We start from the raw sequence: 18,346 nt of genomic DNA, 5'->3' as shown, positions 1-18,346 counted from the left end.
TATTTCGGAATGATGCCAGGCCAACGCAGGCTAACATTACGATCCGTTTTTGCGGAACCAACTGCGAACCGCCCAGCCGCGTTCCTGGCGTTTCTTGTATTTGGGCAGGGAACGATACACGTTCAGCGACTGCTCGTAAGCCTGTTTGGCTTCAGCCGTGCGGCCGAGCGAGCGATATACCGAACCGAGCAGGTAATATGCTTCGCTTGAGGATGAATGCACATTCTGGAAACGGTTTACATAGTCCAGCGCTTTGTCTTGGTCGATGTCCTTGAAAACATTGGCAAGCTTAAGCAAAGGTCGGCCGTATTTCACTCGCGGATTAAGCTCCAGCGCATGCAGGATATGGCGCTCTCCCTCCTGCACTTTGCCAAGATGCAGCTCGGATGTGCCAAGCTCTTCCCAATACTCGGCGGATAGCTCATAAGGCCGCTCAAGCTCCAACAGCAACGCGTAGGCTTCACTGTATTTTTTTCGCTCGTTCAGCAAACGGGCCAGGTCAAGTTTGGCGGATACCTCGTTGGGATTCAGGGCGATTTGCTGCCTGAGCCTGGAGATGCTGCGCATGCGCCCAAGCGGCTTCAGGAAGTTGGGAAACAACCCGACGTAACGTCGATCAGCCACATACAGGATGACCAGCAAAATAAGGACGGCTACGAGCGGATTGCCAACAATCTGCCACAGCAAGCCAAAGATGAGAAACTTGGTCAACACGTTCGGGTCAACTCCATTATGATGAAATAAGTATTGCCACGGGCAATGCAGACCTATATTTTATCACATATCAGGAGGATTATGGAAGAGTTGGTCGCGCTCTCGCCATTTTGCGATAAGCCGCAGGCGTGGAGCCGGTCATTTTTTTGAATTGGCGATAAAAATGGGGCAAGCTCTCGAAGCCGCAGGCTTCGGCAATGGCCGCCATCGTGTCGTCCGTTTGCAGCAGGCATTCTTTGGCCATGATTACCTTCCGGGCCAGCGCATAATCCGTCAGCGTCATGCCCGTATGTTTCTTGAAGGCACGGCTGAAGTGGGCGGGGGAAACGGCAGCTCGCTTAGCCAGTTCATGCAGGGACATCCCTTTTCGCAGCTTGTCGTCGATATTTTCCAGAATGCCGGACAGCCATCCCGGTCCTGAAATGGACCGGACGGGAGGCGAAGCGTCCGACGGCTGCAGGCGTTCCAAATGGATCAGCAGCAGCTGAAGCTGGAGCAGGGCGGCATGCGCGCTCAGGGAATGGTTCAACCTGAATTCGTCCCGGATGGCGTCGATGAGTGCGATTACTTTGGTTCGTTCGTGCAGGGCCAGATGGCGCTTGTAGATTCTGGTTCTCCGGCAATGCTCGAACACGGATAACAAGGCAGTCGCGCTGCCTCCCGCTGCCGACGCCAACAATCCCGGACTGAAGAAGAGCGCGGATGACGTAACCGGGTTGCGTTCATCCGGCAGCGCCCGGTGCACGGTGCTGCCCGGGATAATAAACAGATCCCCCTCTTCCATGTCCTCCAGTCCGGTATCGATGAAAATGCTCCCCTGTCCTCTATACACGTAGATCATCTCGTGCCAATCATGCAAATGATCAGGCAATTCATTCTGAGGGGCCTTGGTATCGGCATAGACCAGACGGAAAGGGATGCCTGAATCGGCGAGAATGGTTGTGCGAACGGGCGAACGTTCCATGAAAGCTCCTTTCTGCTTGCTTGGTTGCAAATGAATGGATTCGGAAACGCACAATAGATCATGAAAGAGTATATTTATCGCAATATAAGCAATTTAAATTCCTTTTAATGATGATACAATGAATTTAAAGCGTTTACAACGCGTTGTTGTAAGACCATTAATCAATGAGGTGAGTGTTCATGTCGGCGAGCACCAAACGACCCAAGCTGAAGCTGAATCTGTTGGGCAATGATGGACAACGCAAGTGTAAGGAAATGATGGAGCGTCCCGTTAAGGTATTGCAAATCGGGGAGGGCAATTTTTTGCGCGGATTCGCGGATTGGATGCTGCACGAGAGCGCAAGGCAGGGGAAATTCCACGGAAGCGTGGTCGTTACCCAGCCGCGTCCGGGCGGCAAAGCCAAGCTGGAGCAAATCCGTGAACAGGATGGGTTGTACACGATGATCACACGGGGGTTATCCCAGGGCGAACCCGTGGAGCGCGCGGAGATGATTTCAATCTTTGCCCGCTGCCTGAACCCTTATGAAGAATGGCAGGAGTTTCTGGAGCTTGCGGAACTGCCGTCTCTGGAGTTCGTCATTTCGAACACAACCGAATCGGGATTGAAATACGTGCCATCCGAGTACACGCCCGGGGAACCCGTGCTTTCTTATCCGGGCAAACTGACGGTCTTTCTCCATCGCCGCTATGAACGATTCGCGGGCGACCCTTCCCGGGGGCTGCTTCATCTGCCGTGCGAACTGCTCGAAGGCAACGGGGACGTGCTGCGGGATTGCGTGCTCCGGCACAGCGAGGATTTCGGATTTTCCGAGGATTTCCGTACATGGGTCAAGGAGTGCAACCGGTTTTTGAACAATCTTGTGGACCGGATCGTGACCGGGGCTCCCTCCAGGGAAGAGGCGGACTTGTTAACGGATCGCTGGGGTTACGAGGATCAGTTGATCAACACGGCCGAACCGTATCATTTATGGGCCATTCAAGGGGAAGAAGCCTTGGACAAACGGCTTCCATTAAAACAGGTGGGGCTGAACGTTCATTGGGTCAAGGATCTGAAACCGTTCCAGCTGCGCAAAGTTCGCATTCTGAACGGTGCGCACACGTTGATGTCGTCCCTTGGCATCCTGCATGGCGTAGAGCACGTCAGGGAAGCGATGGAGGACCCGCGGATCGGACCGTGGATCAAGGAAACGGTGCATCAGGACATCGTGCCGGCATTGAACATGCCGGAGCAGAATCTGGACGAATATGCCGAAGAGGTGTTCGAACGGTTTCTCAATCCATATATCCATCATAAACTGCAGGATATTGCGTTAAATATGGTGGGCAAGTTCAAGGTGCGCGTTTTGCCTACCTTGTTGTCTTACGAAAAGAATCAGGGAGTCTGGCCCGCCCGGTTGATCCGCGGGTTTGCGGCGATGCTGCTTTTATATCGGGCGGTGCCTACACCGGATGGATATCAAGGACAGCGTCTGAACGGCGAACCTGTCGCATTGAGGGATGATCCAGGTGCATTGGCCTCGTTCGCGTCACATTGGGAAGGGTACGATGCTTTGGGGAGTGATCGAAAGCAGCAGTTGAACTTGCGGGTAGGAGCCCTCCTGTCCGACCCGGAACTATGGGGCGAGAATTTGGATGAACGCGATGGCTTGCGCGAGGCGATCGTTGAAGAAATGTTACTGTTGGAAGGGGTTAAGGCATGAATACGACGAGCACGACCAAGGAATGGATTGCCATTCAGCCGCAGGATGACGTCATTATCGCGCTGCGCGATTTTGCCAAAGGAGAAAAGGTTGAACTCGCTGAAGGCGTTTCGCTGGAACTGCTTGACGAGGTGCCCAAGGGGCATAAAATTGCCGTTCGCGAAATTTCTCCGGGGGAGGACGTATTCAAGTACGGTTTTTCCATCGGGGTAGCCAAAGAGCGCATCGAGCCGGGAAGCTGGATTCATACCCATAATCTGAAGACAGGGCTGCACGGTTTGCTGGAATACGAATACCGGCCCGGACAGGCTGCCCAACTGGAAATGCCTCCCGAACGCTTGCTTACCTTTGACGGATATTTGCGCCCCAACGGGGAAGCGGGCATACGGAACGAAATTTGGATCATCAATACGGTGGGCTGCATCAATAAAGTGTGCGAAGCATTGTCTCGCATGGGCCAGGCACAGTTCGGGAGCCGCGTGGACGGAGTCTATCATTTTCCGCATCCTTTCGGCTGCTCGCAGCTGGGCGATGACCTGAAATACACGCAGCAGTTGCTCGCCTCCCTGGTGGAGCATCCCAATGCAGGAGGCGTGCTCGTGATCGGGCTGGGCTGCGAGAACAACCAGGTTGATGAATTTCGCGAATGCATCGCCCCCGAATATCGGGAAAAGGTTCGTTTCCTGAAGGCGCAGGAAGCCGATGACGAACTGGATGAAGGTTTGCGTTTAATGGAGGAACTGGTTGAAATGGCCGAGCAGGCCAAGCGTCAGCCCTTGCCGCTGAGCAAGCTCAAGATCGGGCTCAAATGCGGCGGATCTGACGGCTTGTCGGGCATTACGGCGAATCCGCTCGTCGGGGCGGTGTCCGATCTGCTCGTCGCTGCCGGCGGAACCGCGATTTTGACAGAGGTGCCGGAAATGTTCGGGGCCGAGACGATCCTCATGAACCGGGCTTCGAATGAAGGGGTCTTTCATGATCTGGTAGACCTGGTCAACGGCTTCAAGCAGTATTTCGTCAATCACGGCCAGAACATTTACGAAAATCCTTCACCGGGAAACAAAGCCGGAGGCATCACGACCCTTGAAGAGAAATCGCTCGGCTGTACCCAAAAGGGAGGACTTTCCTCCGTCGTGGATGTGCTGCGATACGGCAAACGTGTGACCCGCCCCGGCCTCAACATCGTGGAGGCTCCAGGAAACGATCTGGTGTCGGTTACCGCATTATCCGCTGCCGGCGCCCATATCGTGCTGTTTACGACAGGACGCGGAACGCCGTTCGGAGGACCGGTGCCGACCGTCAAAATCGCGACCCAGTCCGACCTGGCGAACCGCAAAAAGCATTGGATCGACTTCAATGCAGGCCAACTGCTGGAAGGAGGAACGATGGAGGACGTAAAAGTGCAGCTGTTCAGCCAACTGATCGACATCGCCTCAGGCAGAAGGCAAACGCTGAGCGAGCAGCATGGATTTCGCGAAATTGCCATCTTTAAGGACGGCGTCATACTCTAAATCAAAAAAACCCGGGGCAGGCAAGGCTGCTCCGGGATTTCGTCTGCATTAAACGACGTCGATCAAGGCTTTTTTCATTTTCGAGAGGGCCGCCGGTGAAGTATGGGCTTCAAGCTTGCAGAGCAGCAGGGAACGTGCTTCATCTATACTGCCTTCGAAAGGCTTGATCCCCTGCCGCTCCATCCAGTGCCGGGTTGTTTCGTAAGCCGAGCTGTTCCAGGCAGCTTTGCCTTCGGCAAGCCCTTCCTTTTCCTTGGTGCCGCTGATGACGATGGCTGTTTTGCTTTGAAGGTCAAGCAGCCCTTGATCGAACGCTTTTTTGTCTTCTTTGGCCCGCAAGTTTGCTTGCGACCTCAATGTCCTGCCATCGATCCCCTCTTTGTTTTCGATCAATTCGTAGAGCCTCAGCGCTTCGCGGGATAACTTACCGGCATCATACTGCTCTGTGACGGAATCGGTGCCGGCCAGTATGCGATGAAACCAGGGAAAACATTCACGGGAGACCAGTACGGCTTTCTTTTTCACGAATTTTCCGTAAGCCGCAATGCCTTCCTCCGCCAGTCTGGAGCGCCATAACCAGGGGTCGAGCTCTGTGTCCCGGTGCCAGTTTTCCTTGGGCGTCAACGAGGATAGGGACGGGTATTCGGGAAAAAGCGGAGCCAGCGGCAATATGCCGGCCTGTGCGATTCGTAAAACAGCTTCCTCAAACGTTACCAATGGTTCATTGATCATGATTTCGTCATTCTCCTCATTAAGGGGATGTACATCCACTCCGGCTGGAAGATTGGTACATGCAGCAAACCTCCTCGGCCTGACGCTTGATCTCCTCCCGAAGTTTTTCCGGCTCCAGCACTTCGGCTTCCCTGCCCAGGCGGTAAAAGAAACGAACGGCCCAGTCCCATTCCGAGGGAGGGCAGTGAAACGCGAGTTCCCATAGATCCGGAGTGATTTCCGTCATGCGTTCGCCGATATGTTCGTCCTGCTCGGCTTCAATCATGGCTCTATAGCTCAAGTGGGCCCGAATGGGAATGTCCAGTCCTTCTGGCGGACGCGCCAGGGCCAGGTGTTCGCGAACCGATTCGTTCAATTGCGGCCATTTGCTCTTTTCGATGCTGCGGGCTTCCATGATGCGGTCGACCCGGAACAGACGAACTTCTCCATGTTCCTCGGAATAGGCATCGCAGTACCAAAAGCCGGCAGAAGCATATAAACGTTTCGGATGGATCTGCAGCCAGCGCTGGCGTGAGGCAGAGCGATAAAGAATGGATAGCCAGCCTTGCTCGGGGATGCAGGCAAGAAGGGGCTCCAGATGCTGAAGGCTGTACTGGCGTTGCGGTACATGATGCTGCAGTTGTTTGAGCATCGGATGGATCCGATTCATGACCTCGTCCGGGATAATGCTCTTGATTTTATCGATCAGCGTCCAGCGTTTTTCCTGAAAAGGAGTGTCTGCATAATGACTCAGTCCTTCAAGCGCAAATATAAGCGTAGCGGCTTCGTCCGGGTCCAATTGCAATGGGGGAAGCACATAACCGTCCATGAGCCTGAAGCCGCCCCCCGGGCCGGAAATGGCGATAATGGGCACATTCATTTCTGACAGGGACTGAATATCACGCAAAATGGTACGGCGGGACACTTCAAATTTTTCTGCCAATGAATGCGCCGTTTCATGACCTTGCTGCAATGCCATCACAATGGCAGCCAGCCGGTTTATCTTGTTCATGTCAGCCACTCCGTTTCGAGGGTTGCGCCGCCGCCGGAAAGGATGATGGTGCAAAGCCATTGTAACAGCAGATCAGTGACAGCTTGCATGTCACTAATGGGACAAGGCTTTTGTTTAAAAATGCAATGATTCTTGGAATCGTCAGGTATTTAAACGCTTTCCGGCAGGTGGCGATAAGTGTTGTCTCGTCCAATTCGCTTCGGGAGAACTTTTTTCCTTCTGACTTGCCGGTCGGCTCTGCTGGTAAAAAAAACCGTATCCGTCTAAACGGATACGGAAAGTAGCGGATTGCAGATATAAATCCCCTTTCTTATGAAACAGGAGGAGCGAAAACCAGATTAGTTGGCAGGATTACTCGGATCCAAAGGGCCGGATTGTAACAGTTTGTATCTTATCCACCGGGTTTATCCCCTTTGCAGCAAATGTACGTCACGACCGGCAATTTCGACCTTGCCGGAAAGCTTGCGTTTCGTCAGCAGCTCATAAGCCGTTTCTTCGCCGAGATCGTAGGTCTGCAGGGAAGCATTATGATTCATGACAAACAAGAACGATTTGCCGTCTTTAGTACGGGCACTAACCTCAACGCCGTCCGGGGTCTCCAACAAGGATTCAACGTTATTGTCCGCGGCTATTTTGCCCAGCAATGCATCCAGGAAACGTTCCTCCGGATCCGTAGCTACGTACCATGCCTCTCCTTTGCCAAAGGTGTTGCGGGTAACGGCAGGCATGCCTGCATAGAAATCGTCGCCGTACCTGGCGATGATGTCGGCACCTTCGCTGTGCAGCAAATCGCACAGCATGCCGCATTCATATTCCTCTTGCAGCAGGCCGGAAGCGGCCTCGACGACGATGCGGTTTTTCTGCTCAGGCAGCAGTGCGTCGATTTCTTCGACCCAGATGCCAAGCAGCTTGCGCAGCTCGCCCGGGTAACCTCCGGTGGTTACGAGATCGTGCTCGTTCACGATGCCGCTGAAGAACGTGGTCAGGAATGTGCCACCGGCAGCCACGAACCGTTCCAGCTTTTCGGCAAAACCCGGCTTGACCATATAGAGCACCGGGGCAAGCACGATGTCGTATTTGCCGAGGTCAGCGTCGACGCTGACGATGTCCACCTGGATGTTGCGGCGGAAGAAGGCCGCATAGTATTTGTGGATCTGGTCGACGTATTTTAGCGCAACGGTAGGTCCGCTTGATTTTTCGATAGCCCACCAGTTGTCCCAGTCGAATACGATGGCCACTTTGGACTCGACGGTGGCATCCAAAGTGGTGTCGCCCAGCATCTGCAGTTCCTGCCCCAGCTGTGAAACCTCGCGGAATACGCGCGTGTTCTCGTGACCGACGTGTTCAATGACTGCGCCGTGATATTTCTCGCAGGCTCCAATCGAACGGCGAAGCTGGAAGAACATGATCGTATCCGCGCCGTGGGCTACCGTCTGATAACTCCACAGGCGCATGACGCCGGGGCGTTTCAGGGAGTTGTACGGCTGCCAGTTCTGCTGGCTTGGCGTCTGCTCCATCAGCATGAACGGCTGGCCGTCCTTCAGGCCGCGCATCAGGTCATGGGCCATGGCCGTGAAGCTGACCGGCGTGGCCAGGCCGGGATAGCTGTCCCAGGATACGATATCCATGTATTTTGCCCACTTGAAATAATCGAGCTGTTTGAAAAAGCCCATCAGATTGGTCGTAACGACGGAATCCGGTACATGTTTCTTGATGGCGTCGTATTCCAAGCGATAACAGTCAAGCATGCTGTCGGAGTTAAAACGCGAATAATCCAGCGAGATGCCCTGGAACGTAGAGTTATTCTCGCCCCAATGCTCGCTCAGATTGCTTGGCAGCACGATTTCGTCCCAATCATAGAACGTATGGCCCCAGAAGTTGGTGTTCCAGGCTTTGTTCAGATGGTCCAGGGTGGAATAACGCTGCTTCAGCCATACGCGGAACGCCTTCTCGCAGTTGTCGCAGTAGCAGTCGCCGCCGTATTCGTTGGAGACATGCCATACGAGCACGGCGGGATGATCCTTGTAACGCTCGGCCAGTTTGTCCGCGATTTTCTCGGAATATTTGCGGTACGTGGGGCTGTTCGGGCAGGAGTTGTGTCGTCCGCCGAATTTGCGCTTGCGTCCATCCGCATCCACGCGCAGCACGTCGGGGTAACGTTTGGCCATCCATGCCGGGTGTGCCGCAGTGCTTGTAGCCAGGCAAATATATATGCCTTTTTCATACAGGCTGTTAATGATCCGGTCAAGGCCCTCGAAATCGTAGGTCACCTCGTCAGGCTGAATCAATGCCCAGGAAAATACGTTGACCGTGGCGATGTCGATGCCGGCCAGATTGAACATGCGCAGGTCTTCCAAATGTGTCTCGTGGTCCCACTGTTCGGGATTGTAGTCACCGCCATAGAAAATTTTAGGCAGTTTGCCGCTGATCATGATGCCCACCTCTTGTATAAGAATAATTCTATATTATTTGAATCCTAAAACTATTAAAATATAAGAAAAGTATTGAAGGATATAAGAATATGGAAATACAATTCCGAGGGCGAACCGAGAGGAGGCACCATATGTTGATTTCACCGCAGCATCAGCGGTATTTCATGACGTCAAGGGACCAGCCCTTGCCCTTATACATTGAGAGTATCGGTTACAATGGCAACCAGGAAAATGTGACAAGGCCTGCCGGATATCCTTGCTACCATTGGCTTCAGACGGTGAAAGGGGCAGGCAAATTCAAGTTTGCGGGTTCTACGGTCGTTCTGGCGGAAGGTTCGGGCATTCTTCTCCCGCCCAACGTTCCTCATGAATACGTGCGGTCTCAGGGACGATGGGAGACGCTGTACATCACGTTCAGCGGCTCCCAGTGCCCAGCGATCACGGAGGCGCTGGGCCTGGGCGAACCGGCGCTGCATCAGTGGGAGCTGAACAGCCCGCTGGAGCACTACGGACGGGAGGTGCTGGCGTCCATCGGCAGCGACCAGGATTTGTCCGGGCTGGAGGCGTCGGCGGACATGTACCGATTTTTGATTTTGCTCAAAAAACACGGCATGACCGGCAGCCGCTCATCGATCTCGCATGCGGTGGAACGGCTGGCCCCGCTGATCGCATTCATGGAGCAGCACTATGCCGATCCCGACATCGGGCTGGAACAGATGGCGGCGATTCCGGGCATTTCGCCAAGGCATCTGAATACGCTGTTCAAACAATCCTTCGGCATGACCGCGTACAGCTATTTCATCCTGCTCCGCATCCGCAAATCGAAAGAATGGTTGACGGGTGATACCAAGCTGACCATCAAGGAAACGGCGGCGAAAGTGGGGTTTCGGGATGTCAGCCATTTCGTGGCAACGTTCCGGCGCATCGAAGGAGTAACCCCGGAGCAGTTTCGAACGTTGTACTGATATGCTACGGGTATGGGTGTGAGAAGGGGGATTGTCGAGAGGGCCGATTTTCCTGTAAGCTGTTACAAAGTGAACAACACTCATGCCAGTCTGATATTGCTACACGGCTGTCATTGCCGTTATGATGATATCGATTCTTTGGAAATGGGAGAAGCGCAGGCGGACGCTTAGCGTCCGTTAGCAGAAGAGAGGATGATTGATTTGACACAGACGATACCATTGTGGGATGGCGCTGCGCCGCATGCGGCCCAGGGTCGCGAAGAGGAAATGCCGCATTTGATTCCGTTTATCCAGCCTGGGTCCGATAGCGCTGTCATCGTGTGCCCCGGAGGAGGTTACGGCTTTCTGGCCGACCATGAAGGCGCACCGATCGCCGAACTTCTGAATCGTGCAGGAATCAGCGCATTTGTACTGAAATACCGCGTTGCTCCGCATCAGCAGCCGGCACCGCTGAGCGATGGACAACGCGCGATTCGCCACGTCCGCGCACATGCGGATCAGTACGGCATCGATCCTTCCAAAATTGCCGTGCTCGGCTTCTCGGCCGGAGGACATTTGACGGCCATGCTTGGAACGGCTTACGATCCGGGGCAACCGGACCATGAAGATCCGGTGGAGCGTGTGAGCTCCCGTCCGGACCGCATCATTCTTTGCTATCCGGTCATCACCATGGGCCATTACGGCCACGCCGGATCGCGGGAAAACCTTCTTGGAGCGGATGCATCCGAAGCATTGATTACGGCGTACAGCGCGGAAAAACAGGTTAAGGCCGATGCTCCGCCAGCTTTCCTGTGGCATACCAGCGAAGATGGGCTTGTTCCGGCAGAGAACAGTTTGCGTTTCGCTCTGGCTCTTGCGGAGCACGGGATTCCGTATGAACTGCATGTCTTTGAAAAAGGCTCTCACGGCCTGGGGCTTGCCGATGACATGCCTGCTGTCCGCGTATGGGCGGACCTGTGCCTGACTTGGCTTAAAAACCAAGGCTGGTAATGCTGCCGGACAGGCTTGCACCTTTATGAATGCCATGGGCGCGAAGGAGATGTCAAAATGAAACTGCAAAAAAACGATACATTGCTTTTTATCGGCGATTCCATCACGGATTGCGGCCGCCAGCATCCGGTAGGAGAGGGCAGCCATGGACTCGGTCACGGTTATGTGGCCCAGGTTTACGCACTGCTGCGCTCCATCTATCCGGAATTGATGCTGCGTGTTCGGAACGTGGGAACGAGCGGAAATACGGTACGCGACTTGAAGCACCGTTGGGACCGCGACGTCCTGGACCTGAAGCCGGACTGGTTGTCCATCATGATCGGCATTAACGACGTTTGGCGCCAGTTCGACCATCCGATATCCGATGAACCGCATGTCTTCCTGGAGGAGTACGAAAACACGCTGCGCGAGCTTGTTGCATCCGTACGTCCGTCTTTGAAGGGGCTTGTGCTCATGACACCGTATTACCTGGAAGCCAATCCGGAAGATCCGATGCGGGCAACGATGGATCTTTACGGAGAGGCCGTTCGCCGGATCGCGAGCGAATACGACGCCGTATTCGTGGACACGCAGGCTGCGTTTGCGCCGTTCTGGGACCATTTCTACACGTCGGTGCTCACGCATGACCGGGTTCATCCGGATGCGACGGGACACATGATTTTGTCCAAGGCATTTTTGGATGGGATCGGTTTCGAATGGTCGGGCGCGCCGAAAGCGTAACAACAATGAACGAAGCGAGGCGTTGTCGGGCAGCCGGCGATTTGCCGCGGCAATGTTTGCTCGCCATGCTGCGCTGGTTTCATCCCCAAGCATATCTGGCAAATTCAACAATATCCAAAAGGACGTGATTGCATGAGTAACGTGAACGTTGCAATACGAGTACCGGCCTTGTTGGGCGAAGGTCCGAGCTGGGACGCGGAGAACGGCCGTTTGTTATGGGTGGATATCGAAGGCTTCAAGGTGCATGCGTATGACCCGGCTACAGGACTGGACGAGGCATTCGACGTAGGACAGCATGTCGGCGCGGTGGTTCCTTATCAAGGCGACGAGGTTATGGTGGCGCTGCGCAGCGGGTTCCATGCGTTTCATTTGCGCACAGGCCGATTGCAGCTCATTGAAGATCCCGAGCAGGGATTGGATGGAAACCGCTTCAATGATGGCAAATGCGATGCTCACGGCCGCTTCTGGGCAGGCACGATGAGCATGCGAAACGAAAGCGGAACAGGTGCATTGTATTGTCTGGAAGAAGGCCAGCCTGTACGCACATGGGTGAAGGGAGTCTCGACTTCCAATGGGCTCGGTTGGAGCACGGATCGGACGGCGATGTATTATATCGATACGCCGACGCGTTGCATCGATCGTTTTGATTTCGACCTGACGAGCGGGACGTTAAGGAACCGGACAACCCTCATCGAGGTGCCGGAAGCATTGGGGTTCCCGGATGGCATGACCGTGGACGCCGAAGGCATGTTATGGGTAGCCCATTGGGGCGGAGGCTGCGTGACCCGCTGGAATCCGGACACGGGAGAACTTCTGCAGCGAATCGATGTGCCAGCGGACCAAGTGACCTCCTGCTGTTTCGGCGGAGAAAACCTCGAAGACCTGTACATAACGACTGCCCGAACCGGAATTCGTGAGGAACGGCTGCAAGAAACGCCGGATGCAGGCTCCGTCTTTGTTGTTCGGCCAGGCGTTAAGGGGCAGGAAACACATGCATACGGCAAACGGAATGGAGCGTAAGATGGAGTTGCCCCTGATGGAATGGCTTGTACCGATACCGCGGAACACAGAATGATCACCGCGTAACGCGGGATGGAAGCAGACCGGGTTTAGCATGGCGACAACCATGATGTCCTGGATCTGAATAGGCTGACCAGCATTTGCTGTTCAGTCTATTTTTTTTGGTTTGGGTGAGAAGAGCATCGCCTTTAGTTCCATGCGTATGAGTTGTGCGATTGCCAATCGACGGAAAAAGCTGCGCGGACCATCAGTCAATGGCGGGTGGCCAAAAAAATGTTGAATTACGGCAATAAGGCAGAAGGTAAAAGAAGATTTCCATCGAATGTTATTTATTGAGAAAAATATCCATATTCAGTCATCGAACACAAGATTATGAAAGCGCTTAACGAATCGAGAATCCATTGGAATGGAGGTGAGGACTGACAGTTACGGAACATTGCCATATCCGTTTCAGAACGTGCATGAATCTTCCTGGTTCGGTAGGTTGGGAGAGATTGGATTGCCAATGAACGATCGGCTTGGAATATAACGTAGAGGAGGCTGAATGTAATGAAAACGTTTTTAGGAAAAAAACTGCGGATGGCAGGTTTGGCGGTAGCCTTGGCTGCCGGCTCCTTTGCTGCATTGCCTGAAATGACATCTGCTGCCCCGAGTGAGCCGTATACGTGGAAAAGCGTAGTGACCGGTGCGGGCGGCGGATTTGTGCCTGGCATCATTTTCAATGAATCCGAGAAGGACCTTATCTATGCACGGACGGATATCGGGGGCGCTTACCGTTGGAATCCCGAAAATGAGAGCTGGATTCCGCTAACCGATTTCGTCGGATGGGACGACTGGAACAAAAACGGTGTGGATGCGCTGGCTACCGATCCCGTCGATCCGGATCGCGTGTATTTGGCAGTGGGTACGTACACGAACTCCTGGGACAAAAACAACGGGTCGATTTTACGCTCGACGGATCGGGGCAATACGTGGCAGACGACAACCTTGCCGTTTAAGGTGGGCGGCAACATGCCGGGCCGATCCATGGGAGAACGTTTGGTCGTTGATCCGAACGACAATCGCATCCTTTATTTCGGCGCTCGCAGCGGCAACGGGTTATGGAAAAGCTCGGATTATGGGACAACCTGGAGCAAAGTAACGAGCTTTCCCAATCCGGGTACTTATGTTCAGGATCCTGCGAACGAATATCAAAGCGACATCGTCGGCCTCGCGTGGATTACGTTCGACAAGTCATCCGGCCATGCCGGTCAAGCAACCCAAACGATCTATGTCGGTGTTGCAGATACGGCACAGAGCATCTATCGCAGCACGGACGGCGGGGCGACTTGGACGGCGGTGCCAGGACAGCCGACGGGGTACTTGCCGCATCATGGCGTGCTTGATGCGGATGGAAGCCTGTATATCACCTACAGCAACGGCGTTGGCCCGTATGACGGAACCAAGGGAGATGTATGGAAACTGAACACATCCACGGGAGCCTGGACCAACATCAGTCCCATACCGAGCAGCAGCGCGGACAATTATTTCGGGTACGGCGGGCTGGCCGTGGATGCCCAAGAGCCGGGCACGCTGATGGTTGCGACGCTGAATTCATGGTGGCCGGACGCCATTTTGTTCCGCAGCAAGGACGGCGGAACGACATGGACCCGCATCTGGGAATTCGACGGTTATCCGAACCGCAAGTTCCGTTATGCCCAGAATATATCTGCAGCACCTTGGCTGACGTTCGGCACGACTCCGGCACCGCCGGAAGTATCGCCGAAGCTGGGATGGATGATCGGCGATCTGGAGATTGACCCCTTTGATTCTGACCGCATGATGTACGGCACGGGAGCCACGATCTACGGTACGAACAATTTGACGAACTGGGACAATAATGAAAAGATCGACATTTCGGTCATGGCCAAGGGAGTAGAAGAAATGGCCGTCCTTGACCTGGTCAGCCCGCCGAGCGGAGCCCATCTCGTGAGCGGCTTAGGCGACGTTAACGGCTTCCGTCACGATGATCTGGACCAGCCGCCGGCGAAGATGTTCTCCAGCCCCAACTATGCTTCGACCGAAAGCCTGGATTTTGCCGAGCTGAATCCAAGCACCATGGTTCGGGTAGGGAAAGCGGATTATGCGGCAGACCCGAATGCCAAATCCATCGGCTTGTCCTCCGACGGAGGAACGAATTGGTACAAAGCGAACGCCGAACCGGCCGGCACGGCAGGCGGCGGCACCGTGGCCATTTCGGCCGACGGCAGCAAGCTGGTATGGAGCACGTCCGACAAGGGAGTCCATTATTCGTCAACGGGCGGGAATTCATGGACGGCGAGCACAGGTATTCCCGCACAGGCCAAAGTGATTTCCGATCGGGTGAACCCCAACAAGTTTTACGGCTTCGCTGCCGGAAAAATCTATGTCAGCGTAAACGGTGGAGCCGTGTTCAGCCAAACGGCGGCAGCGGGCTTGCCGGTTGATGGCAATGCCGATCTGGATGCCGTTCCCGGGGTGGAAGGCGAACTCTGGTTTGCCGGAGGTAACGAAGACGGTGGTCCGTATGGGCTATGGCATTCGACCGACTCGGGAGCGAGCTTCGTGAAGCTATCCAACGTTGAGGAAGCCGACAGCATCGGGTTCGGCAAAGCCGCGCCTGGCCGGAATTCCGTTGCGCTGTATGCCGGTGCCCAGATTGACGGAACGCGCGGGTTTTTCAGGTCGGACGACGGCGGAGCAAGCTGGGTGCGCATCAATGACGACGCGCATCAGTACGCCCGGGTAACCACGATTACGGGTGATCCGCGCATTTATGGCAGAGTGTATCTGGGCACCAACGGCCGGGGCATTTTGTATGCCGATCCTGTAGGCGGAAACAACGGCGGAGGAACGCCGCCGGTGTCCCATTCCGGCATATCGCCCCAAACCGCCGAATTTGACATTAACGCAGACAAGCAGGCCGACATTCCCGTAGCGCTTACCTTGAACGGGAATACGCTGGCTTCGATCCGAAACGGCAATCATGTGTTAGTGCAAGGATCGGATTATACGTTGTCCGGAAACCAGGTGGTGTTGAGCAAAACGTATCTTGCGACGCTGTCTAAAGGCGTGCAATCGCTCGTTTTCCAGTTTAGCGCAGGCAACGACGCCACGCTGAGTGTAACCGTCAAGGATACTACCCAGGTTCCTCTGCCTGAAGGAAGCATTCGAATCGAAATGTACAATGGAACAACGGCCGCCACCGCCAATTCGGTCAACCCGAAGTTTAAACTGACCAACACCGGAACGGGCCCGCTCCAGCTGGCGGACGTAAATATCCGTTATTATTACACCATCGATGGCGAAAAGCCGCTGAACTTCTTCTGTGACTGGGCCACGGCGGGAAGCGCAAATGTGACGGGCACGTTCAGTGCACTGCCTGCGGCTGTGAACGGTGCGGATCATGTCCTGGAAATCGGCTTTGCCCCTTCGGCAGGCACATTGGCCGCAGGGCAAAGCACCGAAATTCAGGTCCGGTTCTCCAAAACCGATTGGACGAACTTTACGCAGACGGACGATTATTCGTTTGCCGCAGGGAGGACCGCCTATGAAAACTGGTCCAAAGTAACGGGATATGTGTCCGGCACGCTGCAGTGGGGGATTGAGCCCTAACCGTCATCCGTAGGAGAAGGTTGGAAGAAGTCATGAAACGCCTGATGTTCCGGGCGGAACATGGCTTCTTTTTTTGGGACAACTTGTTGTAAAATAAGCAAAGGGGAGCATGCAGATTGCCGTGCTCCAGAGTCTTCCGGACGGCTCGATCCAATCTTAATCCCATTGCTTAAACGAATATTTTGGGATATAACAAGATGTACCGACTTGGTATCGGATTTTGAACATATTGTAACCGCTAACAGAAACGGAGGCAGCACCAATCTGGAAAAGTGAAGCGTTCGCTTGAGGGAAGATGGTACTGCTCTCGCTGTGGCCCGGTGGGGTTTATCTGTGGTTTTCTATAGCGTAGAAACGAGTATCCGCAGAGACATAGAGGAAACACTAGAATAAGGGGGTCGCGATCATGAACCGTTTGTGCAAGGTACTGATTGTGGACGATGAATTTCTCGTAAGGCAGGGCATCAAGCATCACATGAATTGGGAGGCCGAAGGGTTTCAGATCGTGGGTGAGGCTTCCAACGGCGAAGAGGCGCTTGAACAGGTCCGCAGGTTGATGCCGGACATCGTTATTACGGATATTGTCATGCCGGTTATGGACGGCGAGGCATTCGTGCGTACGCTGAAAGCCAATCATCCGCAGATCGAAGTGATCGTACTCAGCAGCTTCAGCGAATTCGAATATGTTCGTTCAACGCTTCAGCACGGGGCCGCAGATTATATTTTGAAACCAAAGCTGGACACGAACGAGTTGTTGGAGGTGCTGCAGCGGACTGCGGGCAAAATTCCGGAATTGCAATTCGAGCCTGCCGAGGAAGGGTGGAGAATCGGCCATTTGATGGAGAAAATGCTGTCCGGGTTCACGCTGGAGGAAGATGCGGAACTGGATGTGGTCAACGAAGCGTTTCCGCATGGGTCTTTTCGCTTGCTTGCGTGTCCGTGGCCCGAAGAATCGCTTCGGCAGGCCGGTGCCTTGACGGGCCGGGAATATGCAGAATCCGGACTGCGGAAATCTTTGCCGGATGCGGTGATTTCCCTCCTCCCCGCAGAAGGGGAAATGCCTGTCTTCATTTTGAATACGGAAGCGTCCCTCGACGAAAGCCTGGTGAAACAGATCAGGCAATTGGCATTGGGTTCGGGGGCTGGTGTGAACGCTCCTGCTTGGGTGCTGACCGACCGTTTTCCGTCCATTCAGCATATGGGGGCCGTTTACCGGGATCGTCTGCTGAAGCTGCTGGAATACCGCTTTTATTATGAGCATCAGGCCATATTGGTAGAAACCGATCTGCCAGCGCTGCATCCTGCCGGTTACCAGTTTAACGTAAACATGTTTGTCCAGCACGTCAGACGGAACCGCACGGAAGCGGCCCGGGAGTATTTAAAGCAATATGCGCAGTCGCTCGGACGCGATTACATCGCGGACGTATTCGAGATCAAGTCCTTTTTGGGCAACCTGATCTTTAACGTAACCATCGCACTGGCGGATCTGGACGTACAGTCCGGTTCGCTTGACGAGAGCAAGTATGCCTACTTCAAAAATGTGGACGGAGCATCCAGTTTGAACGAGGCGTTGGACGTGCTCGAAAAGTTCATGCTGGAAGTGGAAGAATGCCTGCAAGGCGGCGGGAGAAAACGCAGCGATCCCAATATGAGCATGCTGCTGGAGTATATGCATCAGCATTATGACCAGCCGCTCGGCCTTGCCGACGTCGCCAAGCATTTCCACTTTAATCCATCCTATTTGTCGAGTTATTTTTCTTCCCACCAAAAAGAGGGGTTCAACGAATATTTGAACAAAATCCGGATCGAAAAGGCGGAAGAGCTTCTTCGCAACGGGGATGTCACTATTTCCGAAATCAGCAGCATGGTGGGATATTCGGACCATAGTTATTTTTGCAAAGTATTCAAGAAATTCACAGGACAATCGCCAAGCCGATACCGTCGCAAATTTTGGGCATAACGTCAGAAGGAATG

At 54.2% G+C, this 18,346-nt stretch carries 13 protein-coding genes; 8 read left to right on the top strand and 5 right to left on the bottom strand.

The genetic code is table 11. The features are described 5' to 3' along the window. Window positions 1-36: 36 nt before the first annotated feature. A complete protein-coding gene (locus L6H98_RS20365; protein ID WP_236417900.1) occupies window positions 37-714 on the bottom strand; it encodes a tetratricopeptide repeat protein in 678 nt (225 codons plus the stop codon). Window positions 715-793: 79 nt separating this feature from the next. Beyond that, window positions 794-1,678: an AraC family transcriptional regulator gene (locus L6H98_RS20360; RefSeq protein ID WP_236417898.1), complete on the bottom strand. Its 885-nt coding sequence runs from the start codon at window positions 1,676-1,678 to the stop codon at window positions 794-796. Between the two features lie 179 nt (window positions 1,679-1,857). Between L6H98_RS20360 and L6H98_RS20355 the strand changes: the two genes are divergently transcribed. Both L6H98_RS20355 and L6H98_RS20350 read left to right on the top strand, forming a co-directional pair. Continuing rightward, window positions 1,858-3,378, top strand: coding sequence for a tagaturonate reductase (locus L6H98_RS20355; protein ID WP_236417897.1), 1,521 nt, complete (start codon window positions 1,858-1,860; stop codon window positions 3,376-3,378). Continuing rightward, window positions 3,375-4,889, top strand: a complete 1,515-nt coding sequence (locus L6H98_RS20350; protein WP_236417896.1) for an altronate dehydratase family protein — start codon at window positions 3,375-3,377, stop codon at window positions 4,887-4,889. Before L6H98_RS20355 ends, L6H98_RS20350 begins: the two co-directional genes overlap by 4 nt. Window positions 4,890-4,937: 48 nt before the next feature. Here L6H98_RS20350 and L6H98_RS20345 read toward each other — a convergent pair whose 3' ends face one another. The 3 genes from L6H98_RS20345 to L6H98_RS20335 form a co-directional block, all read right to left on the bottom strand. Next, window positions 4,938-5,621 carry a hypothetical protein gene (locus tag L6H98_RS20345; RefSeq protein ID WP_236417894.1) on the bottom strand — a complete coding sequence of 228 codons (684 nt, stop codon included), beginning with the start codon at window positions 5,619-5,621 and terminating at the stop codon, window positions 4,938-4,940. Between the two features lie 19 nt (window positions 5,622-5,640). Next, window positions 5,641-6,612 (bottom strand): YafY family protein, encoded by a 972-nt coding sequence (locus L6H98_RS20340; protein ID WP_236417893.1) that lies wholly within the window; start codon window positions 6,610-6,612, stop codon window positions 5,641-5,643. Between the two features lie 404 nt (window positions 6,613-7,016). Continuing rightward, window positions 7,017-9,044, bottom strand: coding sequence for a beta-galactosidase (locus tag L6H98_RS20335; protein ID WP_236417892.1), 2,028 nt, complete (start codon window positions 9,042-9,044; stop codon window positions 7,017-7,019). Between the two features lie 131 nt (window positions 9,045-9,175). On the opposite strand from L6H98_RS20335, the gene L6H98_RS20330 reads away from it, so the two are divergent. The 6 genes from L6H98_RS20330 (at window position 9,176) to L6H98_RS20305 (ending at window position 18,332) form a co-directional block, all read left to right on the top strand. Further along, on the top strand, window positions 9,176-10,009 hold the full coding sequence (locus tag L6H98_RS20330) for an AraC family transcriptional regulator (protein WP_236417891.1): 834 nt from the start codon (window positions 9,176-9,178) through the stop codon (window positions 10,007-10,009). 201 nt (window positions 10,010-10,210) lie between these two features. Next, window positions 10,211-10,999, top strand: coding sequence for an alpha/beta hydrolase (locus L6H98_RS20325; protein WP_236417890.1), 789 nt, complete (start codon window positions 10,211-10,213; stop codon window positions 10,997-10,999). 57 nt (window positions 11,000-11,056) lie between these two features. Further along, window positions 11,057-11,719: an SGNH/GDSL hydrolase family protein gene (locus L6H98_RS20320; protein WP_236417888.1), complete on the top strand. Its 663-nt coding sequence runs from the start codon at window positions 11,057-11,059 to the stop codon at window positions 11,717-11,719. Window positions 11,720-11,851: 132 nt separating this feature from the next. Next, window positions 11,852-12,739, top strand: a complete 888-nt coding sequence (locus L6H98_RS20315) for an SMP-30/gluconolactonase/LRE family protein (protein WP_236417885.1) — start codon at window positions 11,852-11,854, stop codon at window positions 12,737-12,739. Between the two features lie 549 nt (window positions 12,740-13,288). Continuing rightward, the gene (locus L6H98_RS20310; RefSeq protein ID WP_236417884.1) at window positions 13,289-16,372 is read left to right on the top strand and encodes a X2-like carbohydrate binding domain-containing protein; all 3,084 of its coding nucleotides are present in this window, start codon (window positions 13,289-13,291) and stop codon (window positions 16,370-16,372) included. A 406-nt stretch (window positions 16,373-16,778) separates the two neighbouring features. Next, the gene (locus L6H98_RS20305; protein ID WP_236417883.1) at window positions 16,779-18,332 is read left to right on the top strand and encodes a response regulator transcription factor; all 1,554 of its coding nucleotides are present in this window, start codon (window positions 16,779-16,781) and stop codon (window positions 18,330-18,332) included. Window positions 18,333-18,346 lie beyond the last annotated feature (14 nt).

Source organism: Paenibacillus sp. JJ-223, assembly GCF_927798175.1.
GTDB lineage: Bacteria > Bacillota > Bacilli > Paenibacillales > Paenibacillaceae > Paenibacillus > Paenibacillus hubeiensis.
Note: the sequence above shows the minus strand (reverse complement) of the source record. Positions and strands in the feature narration are given on the sequence as shown.